General features: G+C 40.9%; 1 protein-coding gene. It reads left to right on the forward strand.

Features of this window, described 5'->3' with window-relative positions; translation table 11 throughout:
* On the forward strand, positions 1–479 hold a 479-nt coding region (locus tag IDG60_RS27125; RefSeq protein ID WP_206160370.1), incomplete at its 5' end, for an IMP dehydrogenase.
* Positions 480–558: the final 79 nt, after the last annotated feature.

Here is a 558-nt window from a genome sequence, read left to right on the forward strand (position 1 = left end):
CACGCAAACATGGTAAAGCTATCATTGCTGATGGTGGTATTAAATTCTCAGGAGATATCATTAAAGCATTAGCTGCTGGTGGACATGCGGTTATGTTAGGTAGCTTATTAGCAGGTACTGAAGAAAGCCCAGGCGCAACAGAAATTTTCCAAGGTAGACAATATAAAGTATACCGCGGTATGGGCTCTTTAGGTGCGATGGAAAAAGGTTCAAACGACCGTTACTTCCAAGAAGACAAAGCGCCTAAGAAATTTGTTCCTGAAGGTATCGAAGGACGTACGGCATATAAAGGTGCGTTACAAGATACAATTTACCAATTAATGGGCGGTGTGCGTGCTGGTATGGGTTATACTGGTTCACACGATTTAAGAGAATTACGCGAAGAAGCACAATTCACACGTATGGGCCCTGCTGGTTTAGCAGAAAGTCACCCACATAATATTCAAATTACGAAAGAATCACCGAACTACTCATTCTAATTAAGATAAAGGAGAACGACAAATATGGAAATGGCAAAAGAACAAGAGTTAATCCTTGTCTTAGACTTTGGTAGCCAAT

The organism is Staphylococcus sp. EG-SA-2, assembly GCF_017152085.1.